This is a genomic window from Ruthenibacterium intestinale, from assembly GCF_040096265.1.
In the GTDB taxonomy this organism is placed as follows: Bacteria; Bacillota; Clostridia; order Oscillospirales; family Ruminococcaceae; genus Ruthenibacterium; species Ruthenibacterium komagatae.
The window spans coordinates 25,918-48,316 of sequence record NZ_JBBMFA010000080.1 but is presented as its reverse complement, the minus strand read 5'-3'; the positions used below and the strand labels follow the sequence as shown (position 1 = coordinate 48,316).

23 protein-coding genes are annotated in these 22,399 nt (G+C 55.9%); 16 read left to right on the top strand and 7 right to left on the bottom strand.

What is annotated here, in order from left to right:
* The first annotated feature begins 81 nt into the window (after positions 1 to 81).
* Complete coding sequence (locus WMO24_RS06470; RefSeq protein ID WP_349215513.1) at positions 82 to 531, top strand: NanQ anomerase/TabA/YiaL family protein; 450 nt, start codon at positions 82 to 84, stop codon at positions 529 to 531.
* Between the two features lie 18 nt (positions 532 to 549).
* Complete coding sequence (udk, locus tag WMO24_RS06465) at positions 550 to 1,170, top strand: uridine kinase (RefSeq protein WP_349215511.1); 621 nt, start codon at positions 550 to 552, stop codon at positions 1,168 to 1,170.
* Between the two features lie 35 nt (positions 1,171 to 1,205).
* Here the strand turns inward: udk and WMO24_RS06460 are convergent, their stop codons facing one another.
* Complete coding sequence (locus WMO24_RS06460; RefSeq protein ID WP_349215510.1) at positions 1,206 to 2,033, bottom strand: sugar phosphate isomerase/epimerase family protein; 828 nt, start codon at positions 2,031 to 2,033, stop codon at positions 1,206 to 1,208.
* A gap of 12 nt (positions 2,034 to 2,045) precedes the next feature.
* Entirely contained in the window at positions 2,046 to 3,092 is a 1,047-nt protein-coding gene (locus WMO24_RS06455) for a LacI family DNA-binding transcriptional regulator (RefSeq protein ID WP_349215509.1), read from the bottom strand.
* Positions 3,093 to 3,424: 332 nt separating this feature from the next.
* Here WMO24_RS06455 and WMO24_RS06450 point away from each other — a divergent pair, with 332 nt between their 5' ends.
* From WMO24_RS06450 to WMO24_RS06420, 7 genes are read left to right on the top strand one after another with little or no spacing between them, the layout of a single operon-like run.
* Positions 3,425 to 3,757: a cupin domain-containing protein gene (locus WMO24_RS06450; protein WP_349215508.1), complete on the top strand. Its 333-nt coding sequence runs from the start codon at positions 3,425 to 3,427 to the stop codon at positions 3,755 to 3,757.
* Positions 3,758 to 3,790: 33 nt separating this feature from the next.
* On the top strand, positions 3,791 to 4,264 hold the full coding sequence (locus WMO24_RS06445; protein WP_349215507.1) for an RpiB/LacA/LacB family sugar-phosphate isomerase: 474 nt from the start codon (positions 3,791 to 3,793) through the stop codon (positions 4,262 to 4,264).
* Between the two features lie 27 nt (positions 4,265 to 4,291).
* The gene (locus tag WMO24_RS06440; protein WP_349215506.1) at positions 4,292 to 4,813 is read left to right on the top strand and encodes a TRAP transporter small permease; all 522 of its coding nucleotides are present in this window, start codon (positions 4,292 to 4,294) and stop codon (positions 4,811 to 4,813) included.
* The gene (locus WMO24_RS06435; RefSeq protein ID WP_349215505.1) at positions 4,810 to 6,105 is read left to right on the top strand and encodes a TRAP transporter large permease; all 1,296 of its coding nucleotides are present in this window, start codon (positions 4,810 to 4,812) and stop codon (positions 6,103 to 6,105) included. Before WMO24_RS06440 ends, WMO24_RS06435 begins: the two co-directional genes overlap by 4 nt.
* Positions 6,106 to 6,119: 14 nt before the next feature.
* Positions 6,120 to 6,866: a 5-deoxy-glucuronate isomerase gene (locus WMO24_RS06430; RefSeq protein ID WP_349215503.1), complete on the top strand. Its 747-nt coding sequence runs from the start codon at positions 6,120 to 6,122 to the stop codon at positions 6,864 to 6,866.
* A 14-nt stretch (positions 6,867 to 6,880) separates the two neighbouring features.
* Positions 6,881 to 7,546: a ribulose-phosphate 3-epimerase gene (locus tag WMO24_RS06425; protein WP_349215502.1), complete on the top strand. Its 666-nt coding sequence runs from the start codon at positions 6,881 to 6,883 to the stop codon at positions 7,544 to 7,546.
* 58 nt (positions 7,547 to 7,604) lie between these two features.
* Complete coding sequence (locus WMO24_RS06420) at positions 7,605 to 8,672, top strand: TRAP transporter substrate-binding protein (protein ID WP_349215501.1); 1,068 nt, start codon at positions 7,605 to 7,607, stop codon at positions 8,670 to 8,672.
* A 44-nt stretch (positions 8,673 to 8,716) separates the two neighbouring features.
* On the opposite strand, the gene WMO24_RS06415 is transcribed toward WMO24_RS06420, so the two are convergent.
* The 3 genes from WMO24_RS06415 to WMO24_RS06405 all read right to left on the bottom strand — a co-directional run bounded on the left by WMO24_RS06415 (position 8,717) and on the right by WMO24_RS06405 (position 11,611).
* Entirely contained in the window at positions 8,717 to 10,363 is a 1,647-nt protein-coding gene (locus tag WMO24_RS06415; protein ID WP_349215500.1) for a sensor histidine kinase, read from the bottom strand.
* On the bottom strand, positions 10,338 to 11,042 hold the full coding sequence (locus WMO24_RS06410) for a response regulator transcription factor (RefSeq protein ID WP_349215499.1): 705 nt from the start codon (positions 11,040 to 11,042) through the stop codon (positions 10,338 to 10,340). Before WMO24_RS06410 ends, WMO24_RS06415 begins: the two co-directional genes overlap by 26 nt.
* A gap of 68 nt (positions 11,043 to 11,110) precedes the next feature.
* Complete coding sequence (locus tag WMO24_RS06405; protein ID WP_349215498.1) at positions 11,111 to 11,611, bottom strand: RNA polymerase sigma factor; 501 nt, start codon at positions 11,609 to 11,611, stop codon at positions 11,111 to 11,113.
* Positions 11,612 to 11,915: 304 nt separating this feature from the next.
* Here WMO24_RS06405 and WMO24_RS06400 point away from each other — a divergent pair, with 304 nt between their 5' ends.
* From WMO24_RS06400 to WMO24_RS06390, 3 genes are all read left to right on the top strand, one after another.
* On the top strand, positions 11,916 to 13,235 hold the full coding sequence (locus WMO24_RS06400) for a S1C family serine protease (RefSeq protein ID WP_349215496.1): 1,320 nt from the start codon (positions 11,916 to 11,918) through the stop codon (positions 13,233 to 13,235).
* A 129-nt stretch (positions 13,236 to 13,364) separates the two neighbouring features.
* Positions 13,365 to 14,561 (top strand): AfsR/SARP family transcriptional regulator, encoded by a 1,197-nt coding sequence (locus WMO24_RS06395; RefSeq protein ID WP_349215495.1) that lies wholly within the window; start codon positions 13,365 to 13,367, stop codon positions 14,559 to 14,561.
* A gap of 157 nt (positions 14,562 to 14,718) precedes the next feature.
* Positions 14,719 to 16,308: a peptide chain release factor 3 gene (locus WMO24_RS06390; protein WP_407879770.1), complete on the top strand. Its 1,590-nt coding sequence runs from the start codon at positions 14,719 to 14,721 to the stop codon at positions 16,306 to 16,308.
* 65 nt (positions 16,309 to 16,373) lie between these two features.
* On the opposite strand, the gene WMO24_RS06385 is transcribed toward WMO24_RS06390, so the two are convergent.
* Positions 16,374 to 16,847, bottom strand: coding sequence for a GNAT family N-acetyltransferase (locus WMO24_RS06385; RefSeq protein WP_349215492.1), 474 nt, complete (start codon positions 16,845 to 16,847; stop codon positions 16,374 to 16,376).
* A 151-nt stretch (positions 16,848 to 16,998) separates the two neighbouring features.
* Between WMO24_RS06385 and WMO24_RS06380 the strand changes: the two genes are divergently transcribed.
* A complete protein-coding gene (locus tag WMO24_RS06380) occupies positions 16,999 to 17,871 on the top strand; it encodes a DMT family transporter (protein WP_349215490.1) in 873 nt (290 codons plus the stop codon).
* Between the two features lie 48 nt (positions 17,872 to 17,919).
* Here the strand turns inward: WMO24_RS06380 and WMO24_RS06375 are convergent, their stop codons facing one another.
* The gene (locus tag WMO24_RS06375) at positions 17,920 to 19,227 is read right to left on the bottom strand and encodes a hypothetical protein (RefSeq protein WP_349215489.1); all 1,308 of its coding nucleotides are present in this window, start codon (positions 19,225 to 19,227) and stop codon (positions 17,920 to 17,922) included.
* A gap of 204 nt (positions 19,228 to 19,431) precedes the next feature.
* On the opposite strand from WMO24_RS06375, the gene WMO24_RS06370 reads away from it, so the two are divergent.
* The 3 genes from WMO24_RS06370 (at position 19,432) to WMO24_RS06360 (ending at position 22,309) form a co-directional block, all read left to right on the top strand.
* On the top strand, positions 19,432 to 20,205 hold the full coding sequence (locus tag WMO24_RS06370; protein WP_349215488.1) for a ZIP family metal transporter: 774 nt from the start codon (positions 19,432 to 19,434) through the stop codon (positions 20,203 to 20,205).
* Positions 20,206 to 20,276: 71 nt separating this feature from the next.
* Positions 20,277 to 20,951: a response regulator transcription factor gene (locus WMO24_RS06365; protein ID WP_349215486.1), complete on the top strand. Its 675-nt coding sequence runs from the start codon at positions 20,277 to 20,279 to the stop codon at positions 20,949 to 20,951.
* A complete protein-coding gene (locus tag WMO24_RS06360; RefSeq protein ID WP_349215485.1) occupies positions 20,948 to 22,309 on the top strand; it encodes a sensor histidine kinase in 1,362 nt (453 codons plus the stop codon). The genes WMO24_RS06365 and WMO24_RS06360 overlap by 4 nt, the downstream gene beginning before the upstream one ends.
* Positions 22,310 to 22,399 lie beyond the last annotated feature (90 nt).

Sequence of the window (22,399 nt, the reverse complement as noted above, 5' to 3'; positions counted from 1 at the left end):
CCCTCCTGCGGGAGGCCCGCTTTTTGGTTGTGGGAACGGACGGAATCTGCTATACTCAAAGAGAAAGAGAGGTCTTTGCCTATGATTTTTGACCGATTGGAAAACCTGAATCAGTACACCGGCCTGTTCGAGCATTTGGATACGGCCATCGATTACATCGAAAGCCATGATTTGTCCCTGCTCCCTCCGGGCCGCACCAACATCGACGGTGAAAACGTCTATGTGAACGTATTCGAACTGGAGCCCAAGCAGAGCGAGGAAATCCCCTTCGAGACCCACTCCCGCTACATGGATCTGCAGGTGGATCTGGAGGGGGCCGAACTGTGTGAAGTGGCTTTGGGAGAATTGACCGAAAAACAGCCTTATGACGAGGAGACAGACGCGGCTTTGTACGGAGCGGACACCAGCGCCGCATTGGTACTGGGAACAGACCGCTTTGCTGTGTTTATGGTAGAGGAGCCTCACAAACCGGGGATTCGCGCCCAGGGGTTTGACCATGTGAAAAAAGCCGTGTTCAAGATCGCCTATTGATTCACGGGAGGGATCGCAATGGAATGCTTTGTCATTGGCATCGGCGGCGGAACGGGCAGCGGAAAAACCACGCTGACCAAACGCCTGAAAGAGAGGCTGGGCAGTGCGGTGACCGTGCTCAGCTATGACAATTATTATAAAAGTCATCCGGACATGCCCTATGACGAGCGGGTGCGGCTGAATTATGACCACCCGTCCGCCTTTGACACAGAACTTCTGGTGGAGCATCTGGCCGCGCTGCGGCGGGGCGAGACCATTGCCGCGCCGGTTTACGATTTTAAACAGCACGACCGTTCCGACGAGACCATGCTCATTGCCCCCACGGGCGTGATTCTGGTAGAAGGAATTTTGATTTTGGCGGATGAGCGCCTGCGCAGCCAGATGGATGTGAAAATCTATGTGGATACGGATGCGGATGTGCGCATCCTGCGCCGGGTGGTGCGGGATGTAAAGCAGCGGGGCCGCAGCCTGGAAAGTGTGGTCACACAATATCTGACCACGGTAAAGCCTATGCATGAACAGTATGTGGAACCATCCCGGCGGTATGCGGATATCATCGTGCCCGAGGGCGGCCGCAACGCGGTGGCGCTGGATATGCTGGTGCGCCGCGTGGAACATCATCTGCAGAATATGACCTGAGCAACAGAAAAAGCACCCCGTACGGGGTGCTTTTTTTATGCTTCAAAATCACAGGCGCGGCGTGCCACCTGTTCCAGATAGTCACAGGAGAAAGAGACGTCGTCGGCCCAGTTTGCACGAACCCGTCCTTCGATGGTGATGGTCCCCTGATAGCGAAGCCCCTGCAGCAGCCGAAGAACCGCATGAAAATCAATGGCGCCCAGGCCGGGAAAGAACCGGTTGTTGTCGGAAATGTGCAAATTTTGGTACAGGGACTGGTGAAGGGCCAGCGCCTGTGCGGCAGAACGCTCTTCGATATTCATGTGATAGGTATCTGGCAGAATGCAGACGGGCCCCTGGGTGTGTTGCGCGAAAGCAGCTCCTTCGGCCAGTGTGTTGACCAGAAGTGCTTCGTAATGATTGGTGGCTTCCAGATAGACGGGTGCTTTTTGCAGGGTGCCGTCTGCGGCAAGCTCGTCCAAAGAGCGCTGCAGCTGCCGGGAACACTCTGTCCGGTCTCCGTCCGGTCCGCCTTTGATGAATCCGCAGATCACACCTGCATGCAGCCGCTGTGCGTAAGAAACCATCTCACGCATGGCGGCTACGCTTTTGCTGCGAATCACCTCGTCCGGGCTGCTGAGAGATAGTCCGTCCCGCTTGGCACGGGCTCCGGTGGCCACCATGGTCGGCTTGAGCTGATACGCTTCCAGCAGACGGCAAAGTTCTTCCGGTGAAAGGGATTCAAAATCCAGTAAGTTCAGTTCCACGCCATAAAATCCGCGCTCTTGCAGCAGATCAAGCGCAGAAAGAAAGGCCGGGTCGTTCAAATCGTTAAAAGCGGGAAGCTGAATGCACAGGGGATAGCAGTAGCGGGAAGTCCTCATGGAGTGCTCCTCTCACAGATAGTCGTGGAAATTGTTTTTCATGACAATGCCCAGCTGCACATAGCGAACTTCCTGTTGCAGGTGCTGTCCGGACAGGTATTCGTACAGCATACAGACGCCCTCTTTGCTTTGAAACTCCGGCGCCTGCCAGATGCTGGCGTCCACGGTTCCGTCCATAAGATAGGGTTCCAGCTCGGCAAAAATATCGCTGGAAATGGCGGCAATGTGCTTCCATTTGTCGGTCCGCTTCAAAGCGTGACACATGGCAATGCAGTTGGACGCACTGTTGCAGTAAATGCCCACAATGTCCGGGTGATTTTCCAGCTCCTGCACCAGTGTGTCCTCCAGAGAGAAATTGCCGCAGGCGTTGCTGATGTCCAAAATGGCCAGACCGGGATGCTGTTCTGTGATGTAATCGCAGAAGCCCATGGCATTGTCACGCAGCAGCTTCAGTTTGTGGTTGCCGCTCATCAGAATGACCCGACCACTGGGCGGAGTCAGCTTTCCCAAAAGTTCCGCAGCCAGCTGCCCGGTGCGCCGTCCGGACGCGCGCGCGCAGCCGACCCGTTTGGAGTTCACCGCATCGGAATGCACGGTTACCACAGGAATTCCTTTTTCAAGAAGCTGCTCAAAATACACATTCAGGGTGGTGTCGTCCCAGCAGTAGGTGATGACGCCGTGAATGTTGTCCCGCTTCAGAATTTTTTCAAAAATCGGAATCTGATCTGCGCTGGTGCGGCCGCAGGGCATTCGTTCAAGAGTGACATTGTAGTCCTGCATCATTTTTTCAGCGTCGTCAATGCCTTCCCAGATTTTTCGGAAGAACTGGTTGCAGTCTTCCGGCAGCAGCGGCAGAACCACCGCCAGGTTCAGCGTGCCGCGCTTCAACCTGGATGCAGTCGGGTTGATGGAATAATTCAACTCATGAGTGATTTTTAAAACGCGTTCCCGCGTTTTTTCGCTGACGCCGGGTTTTCCGTAAATCGCTTTGTGAACGGTGGGAATGGAGACGCCGGCAATGGTTGCAATGTCTTTGATGGTGGGTTTGTTGTTTTCCATAGCTGATCCCTAGGCTCTCTTTTATATTAAATTTATAATAGACGAAACGTACCGAAAATGCAAGATTTAGCAAGGAAAACGTTTACGAAAATGATTTGTAATAGTGTACAAAAATAATGAAAATATTCTTATAAAACGTAAAAAAGTAGGAAAACAGCTTGACTTTATGCAAGGAATCTTTATATTATCTTGGTGAAGAAAGTAAACATTTTTTTAATCCAAAATCAATATATTTTTTGAAAAAATGTCATATTTTTGTAATTTCTAAATAGATTTTTTGTTATGAAACAAAAAATAGAATAAACGTTTACCTATTTGTGAGGGGGATTTGCGTGAAGTATTTTTCAAAAGCAGATATGAATGCTCCGAAGCCTGCGCCGGGAGCCACCAATTATCCGATTTTTTTGGATGGAACAGCACCCTGCGAGGGTTGCAACGCCAGTGTGAACTTTTACGAATGCGAAGAATATCCGGTTCCAGGCGTTCACGAAGACAACGAGGGCTTTTATGTGGTCAAAGGCTCCGGCTGGGCGAAAGTAGCCCAGGAAGAATGTCCCATTGAGGCGGGCACATTCTTTTACGCACCGGCCGGTGTGCCGCATGCGATTCGAAAAAATCCGGATTGTCCGGAATTGGAAGTGGTTTTGTTTCACTTTCCCAAGTGAAACATGACAGGGTGTGCAAAGGAGGAAACGGTTATGAAAGTGGCAATTGCGTGCGAGGCGTCTTCTTTTCTTCTGAAGGAAGCCGTCAAAAAAAGAATCCAGGCCGCAGGATACGAGGTTCTGGATGTGGGACAGCAGACGGAAAACGAAAATGTCCTGTATTTTGAGGCGGCGCAAAATCTGGCAAAGGTGATCCAAAGCGGCGAATGTGAAAAGGGAATCGTCATCTGCGGCACAGGCGCCGGTGTAAGCATGATCGTGAACAAATTCCGCGGTGTTTACTGTGTGGCCTGTGAAAGTGTGTTCACGGCGGAAAAAATTTCGCTGATCAACAATGCCAATGTGCTGGCCATGGGCGCCCGGGTAGTCAGCTGGGATATGGGCGGAGAAATGGCAGAAAAATTTTTGGCAGGCAAGTGGTGCGACGGGTTTGAAACCCAGCGCCGGCTGAACAACGAGAAAGGTTATCAGGTGCTGAAGTCCATCGAAGAGGAAAGCTTTCGTTAAATCACTGGGAACAGGAGGTATGTGCAGATGAAGAAATTTCTAATGGGATTTAATAAATTCCTGGACATTATTTTCAACGTTCTTCAGACCTATTCCAAAGTGGTTTTGCTGGGTGTGGTCCTGCTGGTCAGCGCCCAGGTCATTTCCCGAAAGTTTTTGCACTACAGCATTGTGTGGTCGGAAGAAGTGGCATTGCTGCTCATGGTCTGGATGGCCTTTATTTCCATGGCCATGGGTGTTGCAAAGAATATTCATATCCGCATTGAAATGTTTTACAAGCTGTTTCCGAAGCCGGTGCAGAAAGCCGCGGTCTGGCTGGGACACATTGTGACGCTGTTCGTGGGCGCCATGCTGATGATCAACGGCTACAAGCTGGTCATGGCTACACTGAACTCTACGCTGCCCACGACCAAGTGGCCGAGTTTCATGTTGTACCTGATGATTCCCGTGGGCGGTTTCTACATTGTTTACTGCACCATTCTTCATATGTTTTTCCCGAATGCAGCCAAAATATTTGAAGACCCTGAAGAAGAGGAGGACGCGCAATGAGCACATCTGCAATTGCAATTTTGCTTTTGGTGGGCGGTTTTATCGCGCTGATCATACTTCGTGTGCCCATCCCCATCGCACTGGTCGCGTCAACTGCCGTGACCATGATCTATCTGGACCTGCCCCTGATGACCATGGTGCAGCAAATGGCAAAATCCATCAACAGTTTTTCGTTAATGGCCGTGCCCTTCTTCATCCTTGCGGGTGAGATCATGGGCGCAGGCGGAATATCCGACAAGATCGTGGACTTTGCAAATGCCATTGTGGGCAGATTCCGGGGCGGCCTGGCCTGTGTGAACTGCCTGGACTCCATGTTCTTCGGCGGTATTTCGGGTTCCGCGGTGGCGGACGTTTCCTCCCTCGGTTCCATCGTGATCCCCACCATGGTCAAGTCCGGATACGGGCGGGATTTTTCCATTGCGCTGACCGTGACCACGTCCTGCCAGGGCGTTCTGATCCCGCCTTCTCACAACATGATCTTCTTTGCACTGGCGGCGGGCGGCGTTTCCGTGGGCAAGTTGTTCTTGGGCGGCGCGATCCCGGGCGTTCTGCTGGGCTTTGCACTGATGGCATACAGCCTGTTTATTTCCGTCAAGCGCAATTATCCCAAAGGCGAGGCCATGGGCCTGAAACAGATCCTGCTGGTGACAAAAGATGCGCTCATCGCTTTGTTTACCGCCGTTATCATCATGGGCGGCGTGAGCCTGGGCTGGTTTACCGCTACGGAGTCGGCGGCCATCGCCTGCATTTACGCGTTCCTGATTTCCATGTTTGTTTACAAAAAGCTGAAATGGAAAGACATTCCCCGTATTTTGGGAAACGTTGTAAATACCTTGTGCCTCTCCTTCAGCCTGATTGCCGCGGCGGGTGCCTTCGGCTATGTGCTGGCTTTCTTGAAGGTTCCCGCGCTTTTGACCAATTTCCTGTTGTCGATTACGGACAACCGCATCATTCTTTTGCTTCTGATCAACCTGATGCTTCTGTGCCTGGGATGCATTATGGATATGGCTCCCATCATTTTCATTGTCACGCCCATCCTGCTTCCGGTTGTAACGGCTTTGGGAATGGACCCGGTCCATTTCGGCGTCATGATGATCTTCAACCTGGCCATTGGCCTGTGCACTCCGCCGGTGGGTTCGGCACTGTTCGTGGGCTGCGCTGTGGGTAAAAGTTCCATTGAACGGGTTACAAAAGAACTGCTGCCCATGTACGCTGTTATGATCACGTGCCTGCTGATAGTCACATTTGTGCCCGCACTTTCCACCTGGCTGCCCAATTTGATCATGAAATAAAAGGAGTTGTTTGCATGAAAGCACATTTTTTGCCGGATGAAACGCTGGAACGGCTTTCTCCGGAAGATATGGGACTGGTTTATTGCTCCGCGCAGCGGCTGGAGATCAAAGAACCCATCTGCCTGAAAAGCGGCAGTGAGGAATTGTGCCTGGTTTGCCTGGATGGAAGCGTGGAATATACATACGGCGGGAAAAGCGGCACGGCGGTGATGTGCGACATGCTGTACCTGCCCCGGAACAGCGCTTTGGAACTGAAGGGCGGACCTGCCACAGTCATGCGATTCGGCGCTCCCTGCAGCAATGCGTATGAATTCCGTCACATCCGTTTCGCAGACGTGGATGCGGACAGCCGCCATAAAGTTTACGGAAAAGTGGAAAACGGAACCCGGCGGGACGTGTGGAACTTCATTGACGAAGAGTTTGCTTCGGGCCGCTTTTTGACCGGGATCTGCTACGGGGCCGACGGCGGATGGACCGCCTGGCCGCCCCACGAACACGGTGCAGAACGGGAAGAAGTTTATGTCTATTTCAACATGGGACAAAGCTTCGGTGTGCAGTGCGTGTACGATGAGCTGGAAACAGCGCAGGCCTATGTGGTGCAGAACAATCATCTGGTGGCCATTCCCCATGGCTATCATCCCAACTGCGGGTGCCCGTGCGGCGGCCTGCGGTATGTATACTGCATGGTGTCCACCACGGAGGGCGACCGGGAATTTATGAATCTGCGGACCCAAAAGATTTACGGGGACAAACTGGAGTAACAGGAGGCGGGAATATGTTCAATACGGCATCCATCATCAATGTTCATTTTTTGAATATGAAAGAGGAACTGGACGCTCTGGTGGAAGGCGGCACTCGCTTTTTTCACATCGACCTGATGGACGGGCATTATGTGCCGAACTTATGCCTTCCCATCAAGCTTCTGGCGGAACTGAAGGAAGCTTATCCCCAGGTCAATATGGATGTTCACATGATGGTGACCAACCCCAGCGATTATATCCGGCGCCTGAAGGAGGCCGGGGCGGATTATGTGTCCTTCCATACGGACAGCACGCCCTTCGTGCGGCGCACCATCAATGAGATCCGTGCCGCGGGTATGAAACCGGGCATTGTGATCAATCCGTCGCAATGCATTGACCATATTCGGCCCTTTGTGGAATATGTGGACATGGTCACGCTGATGGCGGTGGAGCCTGGATTTGCGGGGCAGCCCCTTCTGGAGGGGAGCATGGACCGCCTGCGTGAGATCTGCGCGCTGCGCGAACAGATGGGCTGCCGGTTCCTTCTGTCGGTGGATGGCGGCATTGACTATGAAAAGGGGCGTGAATGCAAGGAAATGGGCGTGGACGCCATTGTGGGAACGGTTCACACCATCTTCGGGCAACCGGACGGGATCAAAGCGGCATGTATGCGCTTCGACCGCGAGTTCGGATCGATTTGAGAACGGGTATGTAGTTATTGCGATGCAATAATGAAATAATTTATCAAGGAGGAGCAATATGAAAAAGGTATTATCACTCGTAGTGGCAGCAGCTGCTCTGCTTTCCATGCTGACCGCTTGCGGCGGAGGAGCGTCCTCTGCTGCGGAAAGCACCGCGTCCGCCGGTTCGACCTCTCAGGCTGCCAGCGCGACAGAGGAGAACGGCGAGGCAATCGTCCTGCGTTTGGCATCCAATCACACGGAGGATTTCGTCACGTCTCTGGCGACCAACCGTTTTGCTGAGCTGGTCGAGGAAAAAACCAACGGAAGCGTAAAAGTGGAATGCTATTACAATGCGGTTCTGGGCGAGGAAAAGGCCACCATTGAGCAGGCACAGTTCGGCGGCATCGACCTCATCCGTGTCAACATTTCTCCGCTGGCCGAGTTTGTGGATGACTACAACGCCATCCTGTTCCCGTACATCTTCACCAGCAGCGAGCACTACTGGAAGGTGCTGGATTCGGAAGAAGTCGGCAAGGCAATGCTGCATTCGCAGGAAATGCTGGACAATGGTCTGTATGGCCTGTGCTTCTATGACAACGGAACCCGCAACTTCTTCTTCACCGAAGCAGAAGTGCACAATCCGTCCGATATGGCCAACCTGGCGATCCGCGTGCAGGAATCCAACCTGATGCTGGGCATGGTGCGCGCCATGGGCGCCAACCCCACTTCCATGGCGGCCAGCGAGCTGTACAGCGCGCTGCAGACCGGCGTTGTGAACGGTGCTGAAAACAACCTGCCCTGGTATCTGTCCATGTCTTTGAACGAAGTGGCGCCCATGATCACCATGGACGAGCACAACCGCTCTGCGGACCTGCTGGTCATCTCCAAAGCGACCATGGATAAACTGACCGATGAGCAGATGGCTGCCATCCAGGAAGCGGCGGACGAGTCCAGCCTGTATCAGCGCGAACTGTGGGCTGAAAGCGAGAAAGAGTCCCGTGAGGAGTGCATTGAAAAAGGCTGCACCATCATTGATCTGACGGACGAAGAGCGCCAGCAGTTCATGGACGCTGTGAAAGAGCTGAACGCCACGGAAGGCGAGAAGTACAGCGACATCTTTGAAAAGATCGAAGCGATGAAATAAGCTTCCGCAATCAAAAAAGCACCCCGTACGGGGTGCTTTTTTTGTCAGGAATGCGGTGTATCCGGCGTCAGCGGGAAGCAAACAATGGCTTTGAACAAATCGCCGTCTGTTTCGATGGAAAAATGACCGTTCTGCAGCTCGGTAAAGCTTTGCGCGATGGCCAGCCCCAGGCCGCTGCCTTCGGTGTTGCGGGAAGCATCTCCCCGCACAAAGCGCTCGGTGATATGGGACGGGTCGAACGTCAATTCGCTGGAAGAGATGTTCTTCATCGTTACAACTGCCTGGTCTGCTTCGGTTTCGAGATGGATATAGGCGCGCGTGCCGGGCATGGCGTATTTTAAAATGTTGCCCAGAAGGTTTTCAAAAATGCGGCAGGTGCGCTGGCCGTCCAGAACCACGGGAACCTTTTCGGCGGGCAGCTGCCAGCGGAAATCAATGGGCGAGGCGTCCAGCTGGTCGCCCATTTCAAACTGGACCTGTTTCAAAAGTGCGGTCAGATCCATCGCCTCGGGATGCATCAGCACGTTTCCGCTGGTGGCTTTGCTCACTTCGAACAGATCTTCGATCAGACGTTTCAACCGCTGGCTTTTTTTGTCCAGCGTGGCAACGTATTCCGCGCGCTTTTCTTCACTGAGAGAGGGGTCTTTCAGCAGGTCCACATAGGTGATGATCGCCGTCAGCGGGGTTTTCAAATCGTGTGAGACATTGGTGATCAGTTCCGTCTTCATGTTGCGGCTGCGCACTTCTTCTTCCACCGCGGTTTCAAATCCGGCGCGCACGTCGTTCAAACTGTCCCGCAAAGGGTTCAACATACCCAAATCGCCCTCCACAGGCGTGTGCAGGTCGCCGCCGGCCATGCGCTGTGTGGCAGACAGAAGCTGGTTATACTGCTGCTGAACGTTGCGCATGTACTTGCGCAGCAGAAAAAACAGCACGATGGAATAAAGAATTCCGCCGGCCACGCCAAAATACCACAGGCAGCAGCACACTGCGACCAGAAGAAAGTTGACACACAACCATTTGAGCAGCGTTTTTTCCACGGGAGCGCTCAGGTCCACCTGCCCCAGGCGATGGAAAAAACGGCGGAGCGCTGCCGCCGAGGCACCGGCGCCGGCTGCGCATTGGGTCAGGGTCCATGCGCAAAGACGCACGATCAGGCTGTGCCGGCGCAGGTATGGCAAAATGCCGTCCCGCAAAGCAGCCATCAGCACGGCTCCGGTTTGATACATGCACAAAAAGAAAAGGTACAGAAACACGCCCAGAAGAAAATCAACTTCCGCTTCCATGGGTTCGGATGCGGAGAAAATATGCTGCAGGTCCTGTGCATAGCTGCCATCAAAGATGCCCACCAGAATCTGGGCCACGGACCAGGGGGTTGACAGAATAAAGGAGAGAAGCAGAATATGTCCTTCCAAAGGCAGTTTTCTCCAGACGCCACGGCCTACGCCTAAGCGGCGGAAGATGGCAAAAAACGCACCCGCTGCCACGCTGACCGCCAGAACCAACGAATAGAGCGAGGAAAAGCCGCTGAAAAACAGCGCATCCACCGGCGGAAAGCTGTCTGTGGTGTTTTTCTCCATCGTGTTCTCAAAATAGGGAAACATCTGTGAAAAGAAGAATACGACCACAAGCGGAATGAGAACTGCCAGCAGCACCCGAAGAAAATCAAATTTTTTCGATTTTATATCCAATGCCCCACACCACCTTCAAATATTTGGGATTCCGCGGATCGATTTCAATTTTTTCGCGGATGTTGCGCACATGAACCATGATGGTGTCTGTGTTGACCGCGCGTTCGTTCCACACTCGCTCGTAAATTTCCTCAGCGGAAAAGACCCGCCCCGGATGCTTCATCAGAAGGGCCAGAATTTTAAATTCCAAAGGCGTCATTTTGACGGGGGCGCCGTCCACGCAGACGGTGGCAGCGTCTTCATTCAGCTCCAGCCCGCCAATGACATAGCAGCGCTCGGCCGGCTGCTGGGCCTGCCCGGCCAGTTTCAAAAAGCGTTCGTACCGGCGCAGCTGAGAACGAACCCGCGCCAGCAGTTCCAGTGGGACAAAAGGTTTGGTGACGTAGTCGTCCGCACCGATATTCAAACCGGTGATCTTGTCGATGTCCTCGGATTTGGCGGACAGAAAAATCACCGGAAATTCATGCTGTTCCCGCAGTTTCATCACCATGGTAATGCCGTCCATCACCGGCATCATAATATCCACAATGGCCAGGTGGATCTGCTGATGTTCCAGAACGGCCAGGCCGGCCGCTCCATTTTCTGCTTTGTGAACGGTATAGCCCTGATTCTCCAGATAAATGCCGATGGCGTTGCGGATCTCGTCATCGTCTTCCACAACCAGAATGTGTGCGTCCATAAATGTCCTCCCGATGCAGTTTTTTCCGGGAGCGTCCCCGGTCGCCGTCTCTCAGTATACCACACGGCTCATGCGGTTGCCAGCTGTGAACGCAGACGTGCGCGCGCACGGTAAATCTGTGTGTGTACGGTGCGTGCGGGCCGGTTCAGCTGAAGCGCGATTTGAGCAGCCGGGCGCTCCTGAACAAAATAGGCGGTGCACACATCCCGGTACGGGCCGTCCATGGTGCGGATGCTTTCCAGCGCACGCCGGGCGGCGTCCCGGTCTTCGGCAAGCTGTTCCGGTCCGGGGGCTGTGTCGGAAAACAGACGCAGCGTTTCGTCGGCCGTCACCTGTGTGTGCCGGCAGTGGGCGCTTTTCAGATAGTCTTTGGCCTTGTTGACGGCAATGCGGCAAAGCCAGGCCTTGCGGGCGTCCGGCCGGCAGTCGTCCCGGTGCAGCCAGGCGGAAAGGAACGCGTCCTGCGCCAGGTCTTCCGCCGTATGGACATCGCGTACCAGCTGATAGCATACCGTGTACACCAGTTTTTCGTATTGACGAACCATCGCTTCGTATTCTCCAGCCGTCATAAATACACACCCCATTCCTGTTTGCTGCTTCTATTGTATAGAGCAAACCCTAAGAACACCTGCACGAAAAACGAAAGAATTTCCAAAGAAATCAGAAGGATTTTCCTAAGAAAGACAGCAGATAGGCGCTCAAACGCTGTTTTTATTCAATCGACGCTCTGAATATGGTCACTCAAACCCGGTGCGTACCCGGAAAAAGTCCGTTTTTTTACCCCGCACTTTCACCGTTCTTTCACAACCCTGGCATACTTTTTTCATACCATACAGGTACAATATGATCAGCATCAGAAAAGGAGGATGTATCATGAACAACAATTGGGAATTCGATTATTCGAACCGTTATCAAAATGATCCGAACGGCGCCCCCCAATCCGGCGCGCCTATGAACGAAAATAACAACTTTGGAGGCACACAGCCCGACCCGATGCCGGGTGCACAGCCGCCCTATACACCGATGGGAATGCAGCCCCCTCACAAACCGGGCAATGGCCGCGGAAAGCGCATTGCCTGCGGGGTTCTGGCGTTGGTGCTTTGCGGCGCGATCGGTTTCGGCGGCGGATATGTGGGCAGCATGGTGGCCAACAACGGCGGCAAAACCGTCATCTACCAGGCAGCCCCGGCAGACTCCAGCGACAGTTCCAGCAGCACCGGAATGCCTACGGACGCAGCCAGCATGAGCGTGGAAGAAATTGCGGAAAAGGTCGGCCCCAGCGTGGTGGAGGTCACTACAGAGACCGTTTCCTACAGCAACTTCTTCGGTCAGTATGTGACCAGCGGCGCAGGCAGCGGCGTGATTATTTCGGAAGACGGTTACATCATCACCAACAACCATGTGATTGAGGGAGCCAGCAGCATCAAAGTTCGCCTGTCTGACAAGACCGAATACGATGCCACTCTGGTGGGAACGGACAGTAAAACGGATATCGCAGTTCTGAAAATTGAAGCCACCGGCCTGACCCCGGCGGTCATCGGCGACTCGGATACCTTGAAGGTCGGCGAGTTTGCTCTGGCGGTAGGCAATCCTCTGGGTACCCTGGGCGGTACGGTGACGGACGGCATTATCTCCGCACTGAATCGTGACATCACCGTGAACAATCAGACCATGAGCCTGCTGCAGACCAATGCGGCTGTGAACCCGGGCAACTCCGGCGGCGGCCTGTTCAATGAGCGCGGCGAGCTGATCGGAATCGTGAACGCAAAATCGGATGGAAGCGATGTGGAAGGTTTGGGCTTTGCCATTCCCATCAATACCGCTATGGAAGTAGCGGAGTCCCTGATGACCACCGGATATGTCACCGGCCGTCCGGCTATGGGCGTGTCCGTGCTGGCAGTGACCGATATGCAGACGGCCATGCAGTATGGCGTCTCTCAGATGGGCGTGTATATCGTCCAGGTCAATGAGGGCGGCGCGGCCGACAAAGCGGGCCTGGAAGCGGGCGATTTGCTGGTGAGCATTGACGGAAACGCCATCAGCACCACCAGTGACGTGACCAGCATTCTGGACGAACACGCAGTGGGCGATACCATCGAAGTTCAGGTGGTACGCGGAAAACAAATGGTAGAAGTCAGCCTGACGCTGCAGGAGTCTCAGCCCGAGACGCAGACAGCGACCAGCGAAGGTTAAAACACAAAATGATGGCTGCGGCGCTCTGCTGCGGCCATCATTTTGTGTTTGAAGGGAAAAAAGATTTGACGGCACATAACAGGATGTAATATAATAGATGTAACTGAGAGAAAAAGGAGGTCGCCGTCTGTGGCAGGTCAATTGAATGTCGCCATGCTCGGCGGCCTTTGTGTTTCCGTCAACGGAAAAACCGTGTTTCAGGAACCCGAAAAGCTGAACAAACCCTGGCAGATTTTGTATTATCTGGCATTGCATGCGGACCGGATGGTCCCGGCGGGTGAGCTGCTGAATCAGCTGTGGAATCCGGGGGAATTGACCGACCCGGCCAACGTGCTGAAAAACACGGTCTATGCTCTTCGGCGGGATTTGAATGCGGCTGGTGCAGAAGAATCCACCATCGTATTTGAAAACGGCGGATATCGTTTTGACCAGAATGTGCAGGTGTGTGTGGACCTGAACGAGTTTTTGCACCTGTGCGAAAAGGCGAAGAACGCGCCCGAAAGCGAGCGGGCGGACGCGCTGCTGGCAGCCCACCGGGCGTTCGGCGGCTTTGTGCCGGAAACGCTCAGCAGCCGCATCTGGATGGTGGCGCCTTCCATCCAGTGCCGCCAGATGTATCTGCGAATCAGTTATGCGCTGTTTGAAGCGCTTTGGGCTGCGCAGCGGCTGGAAGAACTGGCCGAGGCGGCACAGCGGACCCACGGCTTTGAAGCAGAAGACGAGACGGTCCTTCTGTGGCATATGCGCGCTTTGCAGAAGCTGGGCCGGGATGAAGAACTGGCCCGAATCTACGGCCGCGACGCCCGCGCGATAGAGCGCAGGCAGGGCGCTGCGCTGTCGCAGGAGACCGAGACCATTCGCCGGCAGGCCACGGGGCAGGAAGACCGCCCCGCGCAGGATATCGGCGTGGTGTGCAGCGATCTGCTGCAAAGCGCGCGGCAGGAAAATCCGCCCCGGGGCGCTTATTTCTGCAATTATGAAGTGTTCAAACACACCTATGCACTGATGGCGCGCATGGCTTTGCGCAAGCGGCAGGTGGTGGGCGTGGTTCTGGTCACGCTGCGGGATGGCGCGGGCCACGAATTGCCCCGCAATGCGCTGGAGGACGGCATGGACCGGCTGAAAGAGGCGATTTTGTGCACGCTTCGCAAAAGCGATGTGTTCACCCGGTACAGCAAGGATGAGTTTGCCATGCTGATGCCCATGGACGACGCGGGCAACGCGGCGTGCGTGTGCCGCCGTTTGGATGCGGCGCTGGGCGCATTGGCCGGACAGAGAGATTACTCTCTGAAATATCAAAGCGCAGGGCTTGCTTTGGAACAGTGAGCGCGGCGTTCAAATGCGAAAAAACTCCTGTATCGTTTCGGTACAGGAGTTTTTAAGGTCCCGCCCTTGCATTGCGGCGGAAAATGACATACAATAACAAACGGCTGCCCGGCAGCCGCACATGCATTGGCCGGTTTTGAGCCATGGGAGGAGTAACGTGAAAGATTTTGTTGAGCAGATTCAGAAACGGCGTACGTTTGCCATCATTTCGCACCCGGACGCGGGCAAAACGACGCTGACGGAGAAGCTGCTGCTGTACGGCGGCGCCATTCAGCAGGCGGGCATTGTAAAAGGAAAAAAAGGCGCTCGCGCGGCGGTGTCGGACTGGATGGAAATTGAAAAACAGCGCGGCATTTCCGTCACTTCATCGGTGCTGCAGTTCGAGTACGACGGCTACTGCATCAATATTTTGGACACGCCGGGCCATCAGGACTTCTCTGAGGACACATACCGCACTCTGATGGCGGCAGACTCCGCCGTCATGGTCATCGACGCGGCCAAGGGCGTAGAGGCGCAGACCAAGAAACTGTTCAAGGTGTGCACCATGCGCGGCATTCCCATTTTTACCTTTATTAATAAGATGGACCGTGAGGCGCGCAATCCCTTTGACCTGCTGGAAGAGATCGAGCAGGTGCTGGGTATTGAGACGTATCCCATGAACTGGCCCATTGGCTCCGGCAAGGATTTCAAGGGTGTGTACGACCGCAATGCCAAAGAGATTCTGGCGTTCCAGAATGTGGGCAAGGTGGGCACGCAGCAGGCCCAGAAGATCGAGGCGCATTTGGGCGATGAAAACCTGGATCAGCTGCTGACAAAACCTTTGCACGACACGCTGAAAGACGACATCGAGCTGCTGGACGGCGCCGCCTACGAGTTTGACAAGGATAAAGTGGACCACGGCAAGCTCACACCGGTGTTTTTCGGTTCGGCGCTGACCAACTTCGGTGTGGAGCCGTTCCTGGCGGACTTTTTGCGCCTGAGCATGCCGCCCCTTCCCCGCACATCCGACCGGGGAGAGATCGATCCCTGCTCGGAGGATTTTTCCGCTTTTGTGTTTAAAATTCAGGCCAATATGAACAAGGCCCACCGGGACCGCATCGCCTTCATGCGAATTTGCTCCGGCCGGTTTGAGCGCGGCATGGACGTCTATCATGTGCAGGGCGGTAAAAAAATCAAGCTCAGCCAGTCCACACAGCTGATGGCTTCCGAGCGCGAAACGGTGGACGAGGCCTTTGCCGGAGATATCATCGGCATTTTTGACCCGGGCGTTTTCTCCATCGGAGATACCATCACCACAGCCAAAGTGCCCTTTGCCTATGCGGGCATTCCCACCTTCGCGCCCGAGCACTTTGCGCGGATTTCCCAGGTGGATACCATGAAGCGCAAACAGTTCGTAAAGGGAATGGAGCAGATCGCCCAGGAAGGCGCCATTCAGATCTTCAAAGAGCTGGGCGGCGGCATGGAAGAAGTTATTGTGGGCGTGGTAGGCGTGCTTCAGTTTGAGGTTTTGGAATACCGGCTGAAGAACGAGTACAATGTGGACATTCGCCGCAACGATTTGTCGTACAGCTATATCCGCTGGATCGAAAACGAAGACCTGGATCCCAAGACTCTGAATCTGACCAGCGACACCCGGCGCGTTGAAGACTTCAAAGGCCGCCGTCTGCTGTTGTTTACCAGCCCCTGGAACATTGACTGGGCGCTGGAGCACAACGAGGGCCTGCGCCTGTCCGAAGTGGGGCGCTGAGCGAATTTTTCTGTCAAAAAGAGAACACGCCCTTTCCGCTGTTGCGGAAGGGGCGTGCTTTTTTATCAGCAAACATCTTTCTGCATCCGGAAATTGCACAGTTCCACGCCGTCCAGCTGCACGGTCTGCCGGGCCAGAACGCGGTATCCCCGGTGCTCGAAAAAAGGCCGGGCCGTGATGGAAGCATGTACGGTGATCGCTTTGGCGCCTTGTGCCAGGGCAAAGGCCTCCAACGCGTCACACAGAGCGGTGGCACACCCCTGGCCCTGGGCGTCCCGGCGGACGTACAGATGATCCAGGTATCCGCCGGCAGTAATGTTGCCGTATCCCATCAGAACGCCGTCCTGCACGGCCACCAGCGTGTGCAGTTCCCGCAAAAAGTCTTGGCGCTGTGTCAGACTGCGCCAGCGCCCGGACCAGGCTTCGATTTGCGGGGGCGAATAATCCCGGCAATTGACCGTGCGCACCGTATCCCGAAACAGACGGGCGATGTCCGCCAGGTCCTCCGGGCGGGCCTGCCGCAGCGAAAAACGGTTCATAACACACACCTCCTGGGGAAGTGCTCTCAGTATACCACGTTTTTCACAACTGTGAAAGGAAAAGGGGGTACCGTCCGGCGCTTTCATCTGCTATAATAAAAAGGCCGTCGCCCGGGGGGCGGCGCAAGTGTGAAGATGGGAAGTGTTGAATTTGAACCGCAAAAAATGGAAGGGAAATTTGCTGCTTTTGCTCACCGCGCTGATCTGGGGCGCCGCCTTTGTGGCCCAAAGCGCAGGCATGGAGCAAAACGGACCGTTTACCTTCAACACCATTCGAATGATTTTGGGCGGCATTGTGCTGATTCCCTGCATTGCGCTGTTTGACAAAATGCGTCATGTGCGCCTGGGCTGGCGCAGCGAGGATAAAAACCTTTGGGTGGGCGGATGCCTGTGCGGTGTTGCACTGTTTACAGGGGCTACACTGCAGCAGTTCGGCATTCAGTATACCAGCGCGGGCAAAGCGGGCTTCATCACGGCGCTGTATGTTATTTTCGTGCCGTTGTGCCGTCTGTTTGCCGGCAAGCGCCCGGGCAAACTGCTGTGGGGCAGTGTGGCGCTGGCGGCTGCGGGCATGTACCTTCTGTGCATGGACGGAAGTTTGGCCCTTTCCAAAGGCGATGTTCTGGTGCTGCTGGGCGCGTTCGGCTTTACGGCCCACATTCTGATCATTGACCATTTTTCGCAAAAAGTGGACGGCGTGCGCATGTCCTGCATCCAGTTCTTTGTGGCGGGTGCCCTGTCTCTGGTGTGCATGTTCCTGTTTGAGGCACCGTCCGTTCCGGCGATTCTCAGCGCCTGGGCGCCCATTCTGTATGCGGGCTTTTTGTCCTGCGGCGTGGCCTATACGCTGCAGGTGGTGGCGCAAAAAGACACCGACCCTACAGTGGCTTCGCTGATCCTGTGTCTGGAATCGGTGTTCGCCGTGCTGTTCGGCTGGCTGCTTCTGGGCGAGACGCTTTCCATGAAGGAGCTGCTGGGCTGCATTTTGATGTTCGTAGCCATTGTGCTGGCACAGTTTGCATAAGAAAAAAAGAAGCCCTTGTAACAAGGGCTTCTTTTTTTATGCGAATTTTCAGAGTGTGAGACCGGCCGTCACCATTTGTCCCCGGTCGGTGATCAGGTAGAACGTGAGCCGGGTGCCGGCAGGCATGTTGGTCGTGTCCAGCCACACATGTCCGGAAGAGGTCACGTGCGTATAGTAAAAACGCTTTTGCGCGGTGGTAGCATAGGCGTGTTCGTCCCGGATGGTGTAGCATACCGTGGCCGTGCAGCGGCCGTCCCGCATGCACAGGTCTGTGGGAAGGCTGTGGCGTTCCCCGCGAAAGTACAGCGCATATTCACCGGGGATCTGGGTGGGACGCAGTTCCCCCGCATAACGGGCAGGGGCGCACACCACGCCATTGTCGGGCCGCCCGTGGGACAAAAGGGCAATGCCGCTCCACAGCTGTTCCAGCTGCGCAAGAGGCCAGCGCTGTTCCGTGGCGGCGTCCTCCGATGCGGTGGGGTCGTTGACGAATACGAACTCGCAGCCGTCGGCGTCGGTCTCAAAGCCGCGCACCACCACCGAGCGATACTGCTCTTCACCCTCCGAGGAATGCAGGCGAACCGCGCACAGACAACCGTTCTTGATTTCTTTTTTCAGGCCGGCACAGTCAGTGTATACCACATAGCTTTCCAGACCGTAGCAGCCCAGAAATGCGGCGGCAAAGCCCGGGTTGGAGCAGTTCTCCGAAGTGCTGTCATAGCAGGCATACATCGCTTCTTCCGGCAGAACATCAGCGCCCCAGCGGTTGGCCAGCATGGTCAGCGTGCAGGGGTCTGCCAAAAGAGCGTGCAGGCGGGAATCCCGTGTGTAAAGCGAGTAGGCCGGTGCGGGCAGAATGCGGTGCTGCACCGGGTCACCGCCTTCCCGGGAACTTTTGCGGGAATGAATGGAGGCGGCCAGCAGCGAAACGGAAGGTGCTGCCGCGTTCGGCTGAGCAGTCAGCTCCAGCCGCAGCTGAAACTGGTCGGCGCCGCCCGGCACGTCCACATTCAAAATACCGTCCCGCATGGAAAGGCCCTTTTCGCTTTGCTGGGGTGCGCTGGCGCGGGCGGAGAAAACGCTCCACTTTCCGCAGGAGAACCAGTGGCTCCACTGCTCGGCGGCCTGCACGCGCACAAATGCCTCCAGCGTGCATCCGTCCGGCACCACAGCGTTCCAGGACACAACCAGCTCGTCAAAAGCGACCGCCCGGTATTCCGGCGAGGTATAGCTTCCCCGCACGGTTTCTCCCTGTTCGCAGATCAGTGCAAGGCGTCCGTCCTTCCACTCCATGCGTTGAAAACTGCCGGCGGAAAACTGCGCTTCTTCCTTCAGGACCAAGATTTGCTCGACCATAATGCTCCCACTCAAACTGAATTGAACTCGTTTTTTCACCAAATTTACACAATATTCAATATATTAGCGCACCAAAACGGGATTGTCAAGATTGATTTTCAGGAACCTTTTCCGCGCCGGATGCATAGCGTGACAACAGGCCCCGTGCGCCCGCAGGGCGTGGGGAGCGAATCTGCGTTTCAGCGCAAAAAAGGGGGAAAGAATATGGGACCGGTACAGATGGCGGCGCTGGGAACAGGCTTCACCTGTCTGATGACGGCAGCGGGAGCCGCCGTGGTGTTTTTCTTCAAAAAAGAAATCGCACCGGTGTTCCAGCGCGTGTTTTTGGGCTTTGCCGCAGGGGTGATGACCGCGGCTTCGGTGTGGAGTTTGCTTCTGCCGGCCATTGACCGGGCCGTGGAACAGGGCCAGTCAGGCTGGGTACAGGCTGCAGGCGGCTTTTTGCTGGGCGCTTTGTTTTTGGTGTCGCTGGACGCACTGCGCCCGCTGGTGGTGAGGCGCCAGCTGGAGAGCGGCCAGCGGCGCACGGCGCTTTTGGTGCTGGCCATTACGCTGCACAACATTCCCGAAGGCATGGCGGTGGGCCTTGCCTGCGCGCTGGCGGCTTCCTCGCAGGACGCGGGGCAGGCGGCGGGGGCGGCCGCTCTGGCACTGGGAATCGGCCTGCAGAATTTCCCAGAGGGAGCCGCAATCGCTCTTCCGCTGCGCAGAGAGGGGGCGTCCCGGCTGAAAAGTTTTGCGGGCGGGGCCCTGTCGGGAGCAGTGGAGCCTTTGGGCGGCATTCTGGCGGTGCTGGCGGCGGGCTGGGTGGAGCCCTTGATGCCCTGGCTTTTGAGTTTTGCCGCAGGCGCCATGGTGTATGTGGTGGCCCAGGAGCTGATCCCCGAGGCACGGCGGGACGAGACGTCCCGCGCGGGGACATGGGGCGTTCTGCTGGGCTTTGTCATCATGATGGTCATGGATGTGGCGCTGGGGTGAATGCGTCTGTCGCACGGTGTGGTTTCATGGTATAATAACCTCAAAACCTATGCGACGGAGGAGGAAATGCCATGCGCATCTTAGTGGTGGAAGACGAGCCGGAACTGAACCGGTTGCTGACGAAGCGGTTGAAGTCGGCGGGATACAGTGTGGACAGCTGTGTGGACGGCCGCGACGCGCTGGATCATCTGCCGGGCGCAGAGTACGACGCGCTGGTGCTGGACATTATGCTGCCGGGCATCAGCGGCCTGGAGGTTTTGCGCCGGATGCGCAGCGCTTCCAACACCACCCCGGTGTTGCTGCTGACCGCGCGGGACAGCATTGAGGACCGGGTCATTGGTCTGGATGCCGGTGCGGATGATTATCTGGTGAAGCCCTTTGCCTTTGATGAACTGCTGGCGCGGCTGCGCGTTCTGCTGCGCCGCAAAAGCGGCGCGGTCAGCGACGTGATCACGATTGCGGACCTGGTGGTGGACTGCGCAGGCCGCACCGTGGAGCGGGCGGGCCGGCCCGTGACACTTTCCAGCAAGGAGTTTGCCGTGCTGGAATATCTGGCGCGCAACAGCGGCGTGGTGCTTTCCCGGGAAAAGATCAGCCGCCATATCTGGAATTATGATTATGAGGGAGGCTCCAACGTGGTGGATGTGTATATCCGGTATCTTCGCAAGAAACTGGACGAGGGCTTTGAGCCCAAGCTGATCCACACCGTGCGGGGTGCAGGCTATGTACTGCGGGTGGACGCATGAAGCGGATGACCATTCGGCTGAAGGTGACCCTCTGGTTTACCTTATTTATGGGGATGCTTGCAGGCGTGGCGCTGTGGCTTCTGTTCTACGCGGGCGGCGAGTCCGCCCGGCTGGCCACCCGGGACCGCATGGTCACGCTGGTGGAGGAAAGCCGTTCTGCCATGGAAGCGGTTGACGGCGGGCTGGAGATCCGCGAAGAGCTGCAGTATTTCCAGGACGGTGTCTATCTGTCCGTCTATACTGCGGCGGGGGAACCGCTGTACGGTGCTGTTCCGGGGCAGTTCGACAACACGTCCGCTTTTTCAGACCGGCGGATGCGTGCTGTGGGCACCATGCAGAATAACTGGTATGTGTACGACGCCCGGCACGAGATCGACGGATACGGCGTTGTGTGGGTGCGGGGCGTGTCCTCGGCAGATGACGTCAATTCCACGCTGCGCGCCATGCTGCGTCTGGCGCTGGTGGTTTTCCCGTTCTTTGTGGTATTGGCGGCGGTGGGCGGATATCTGATCGCGCGAAACGCCTTCCGGCCGGTGCGGCGCATTGCGCAGACCGCCCGGGAGATCAGCGAAGGAAACGATTTGTCCCGGCGCATTGCCCTGGGCGAGGGGCGGGATGAAATCTATGCGCTTGCGGCCGAGTTTGACCGGATGTTCCAGCGGCTGCAGGCGGCTTTTGAAGCGGAAAAGCAGTTTGCATCCGACGCATCGCACGAACTGCGCACGCCCACGGCCATTGTGATTTCCCAGTGCGAAGATGCGCTGGAAAACGCCGAAACGCTGGACGAGGCACGCGCCGCCCTGCGCAGCGTGCTGGATCAGGCGGAAAAAATGGCGGCGCTGATCGCACAGCTGCTGATGTTGGCCCGCACAGCCGGCGGCAGTCAGAAACTGCACTGGGAACAGGTGGACCTGAGCGAGCTGGCGGAGCTGGTGGCCGAACAGATGGAAGAGACGGCGGACGCCCGCCACATTTCCGTGGAAACTTCCGTTCAGCCGGGTTTGGTGGTGCAGGGGGACGAGACCCTGCTGATGCGCCTGCTGATCAATCTGCTGGAGAACGGCATCAAATACGGGCGGGAAGGCGGCTGGCTGCGCCTGACGCTGACCGGCGATGAGGACACCGTGACCGGCGTGGTGGAGGATAATGGCATCGGCATTGCACCCGAGCACCTGGACAAGATCTGGAACAGATTCTGGCAGGCTGACCCGGCCCGCAGTACGCAGGGCGCGGGCTTGGGCCTGTCCATGGTCAAGTGGATCGCCGAAGCCCACGGCGGCAGCGTGTGTGTCCGCAGTGAACCGGGGCAGGGAACGGCATTTACGTTCACACTTTCCCGGTCGCCGCAAAAAAATTAAAAAAGAGCAAAACTTTAATGAGCCTTTAATCTTGACCGGCTATACTAATGCCAGAAACAAAAAACACCCTCTCACAGAAAGGATGAATGA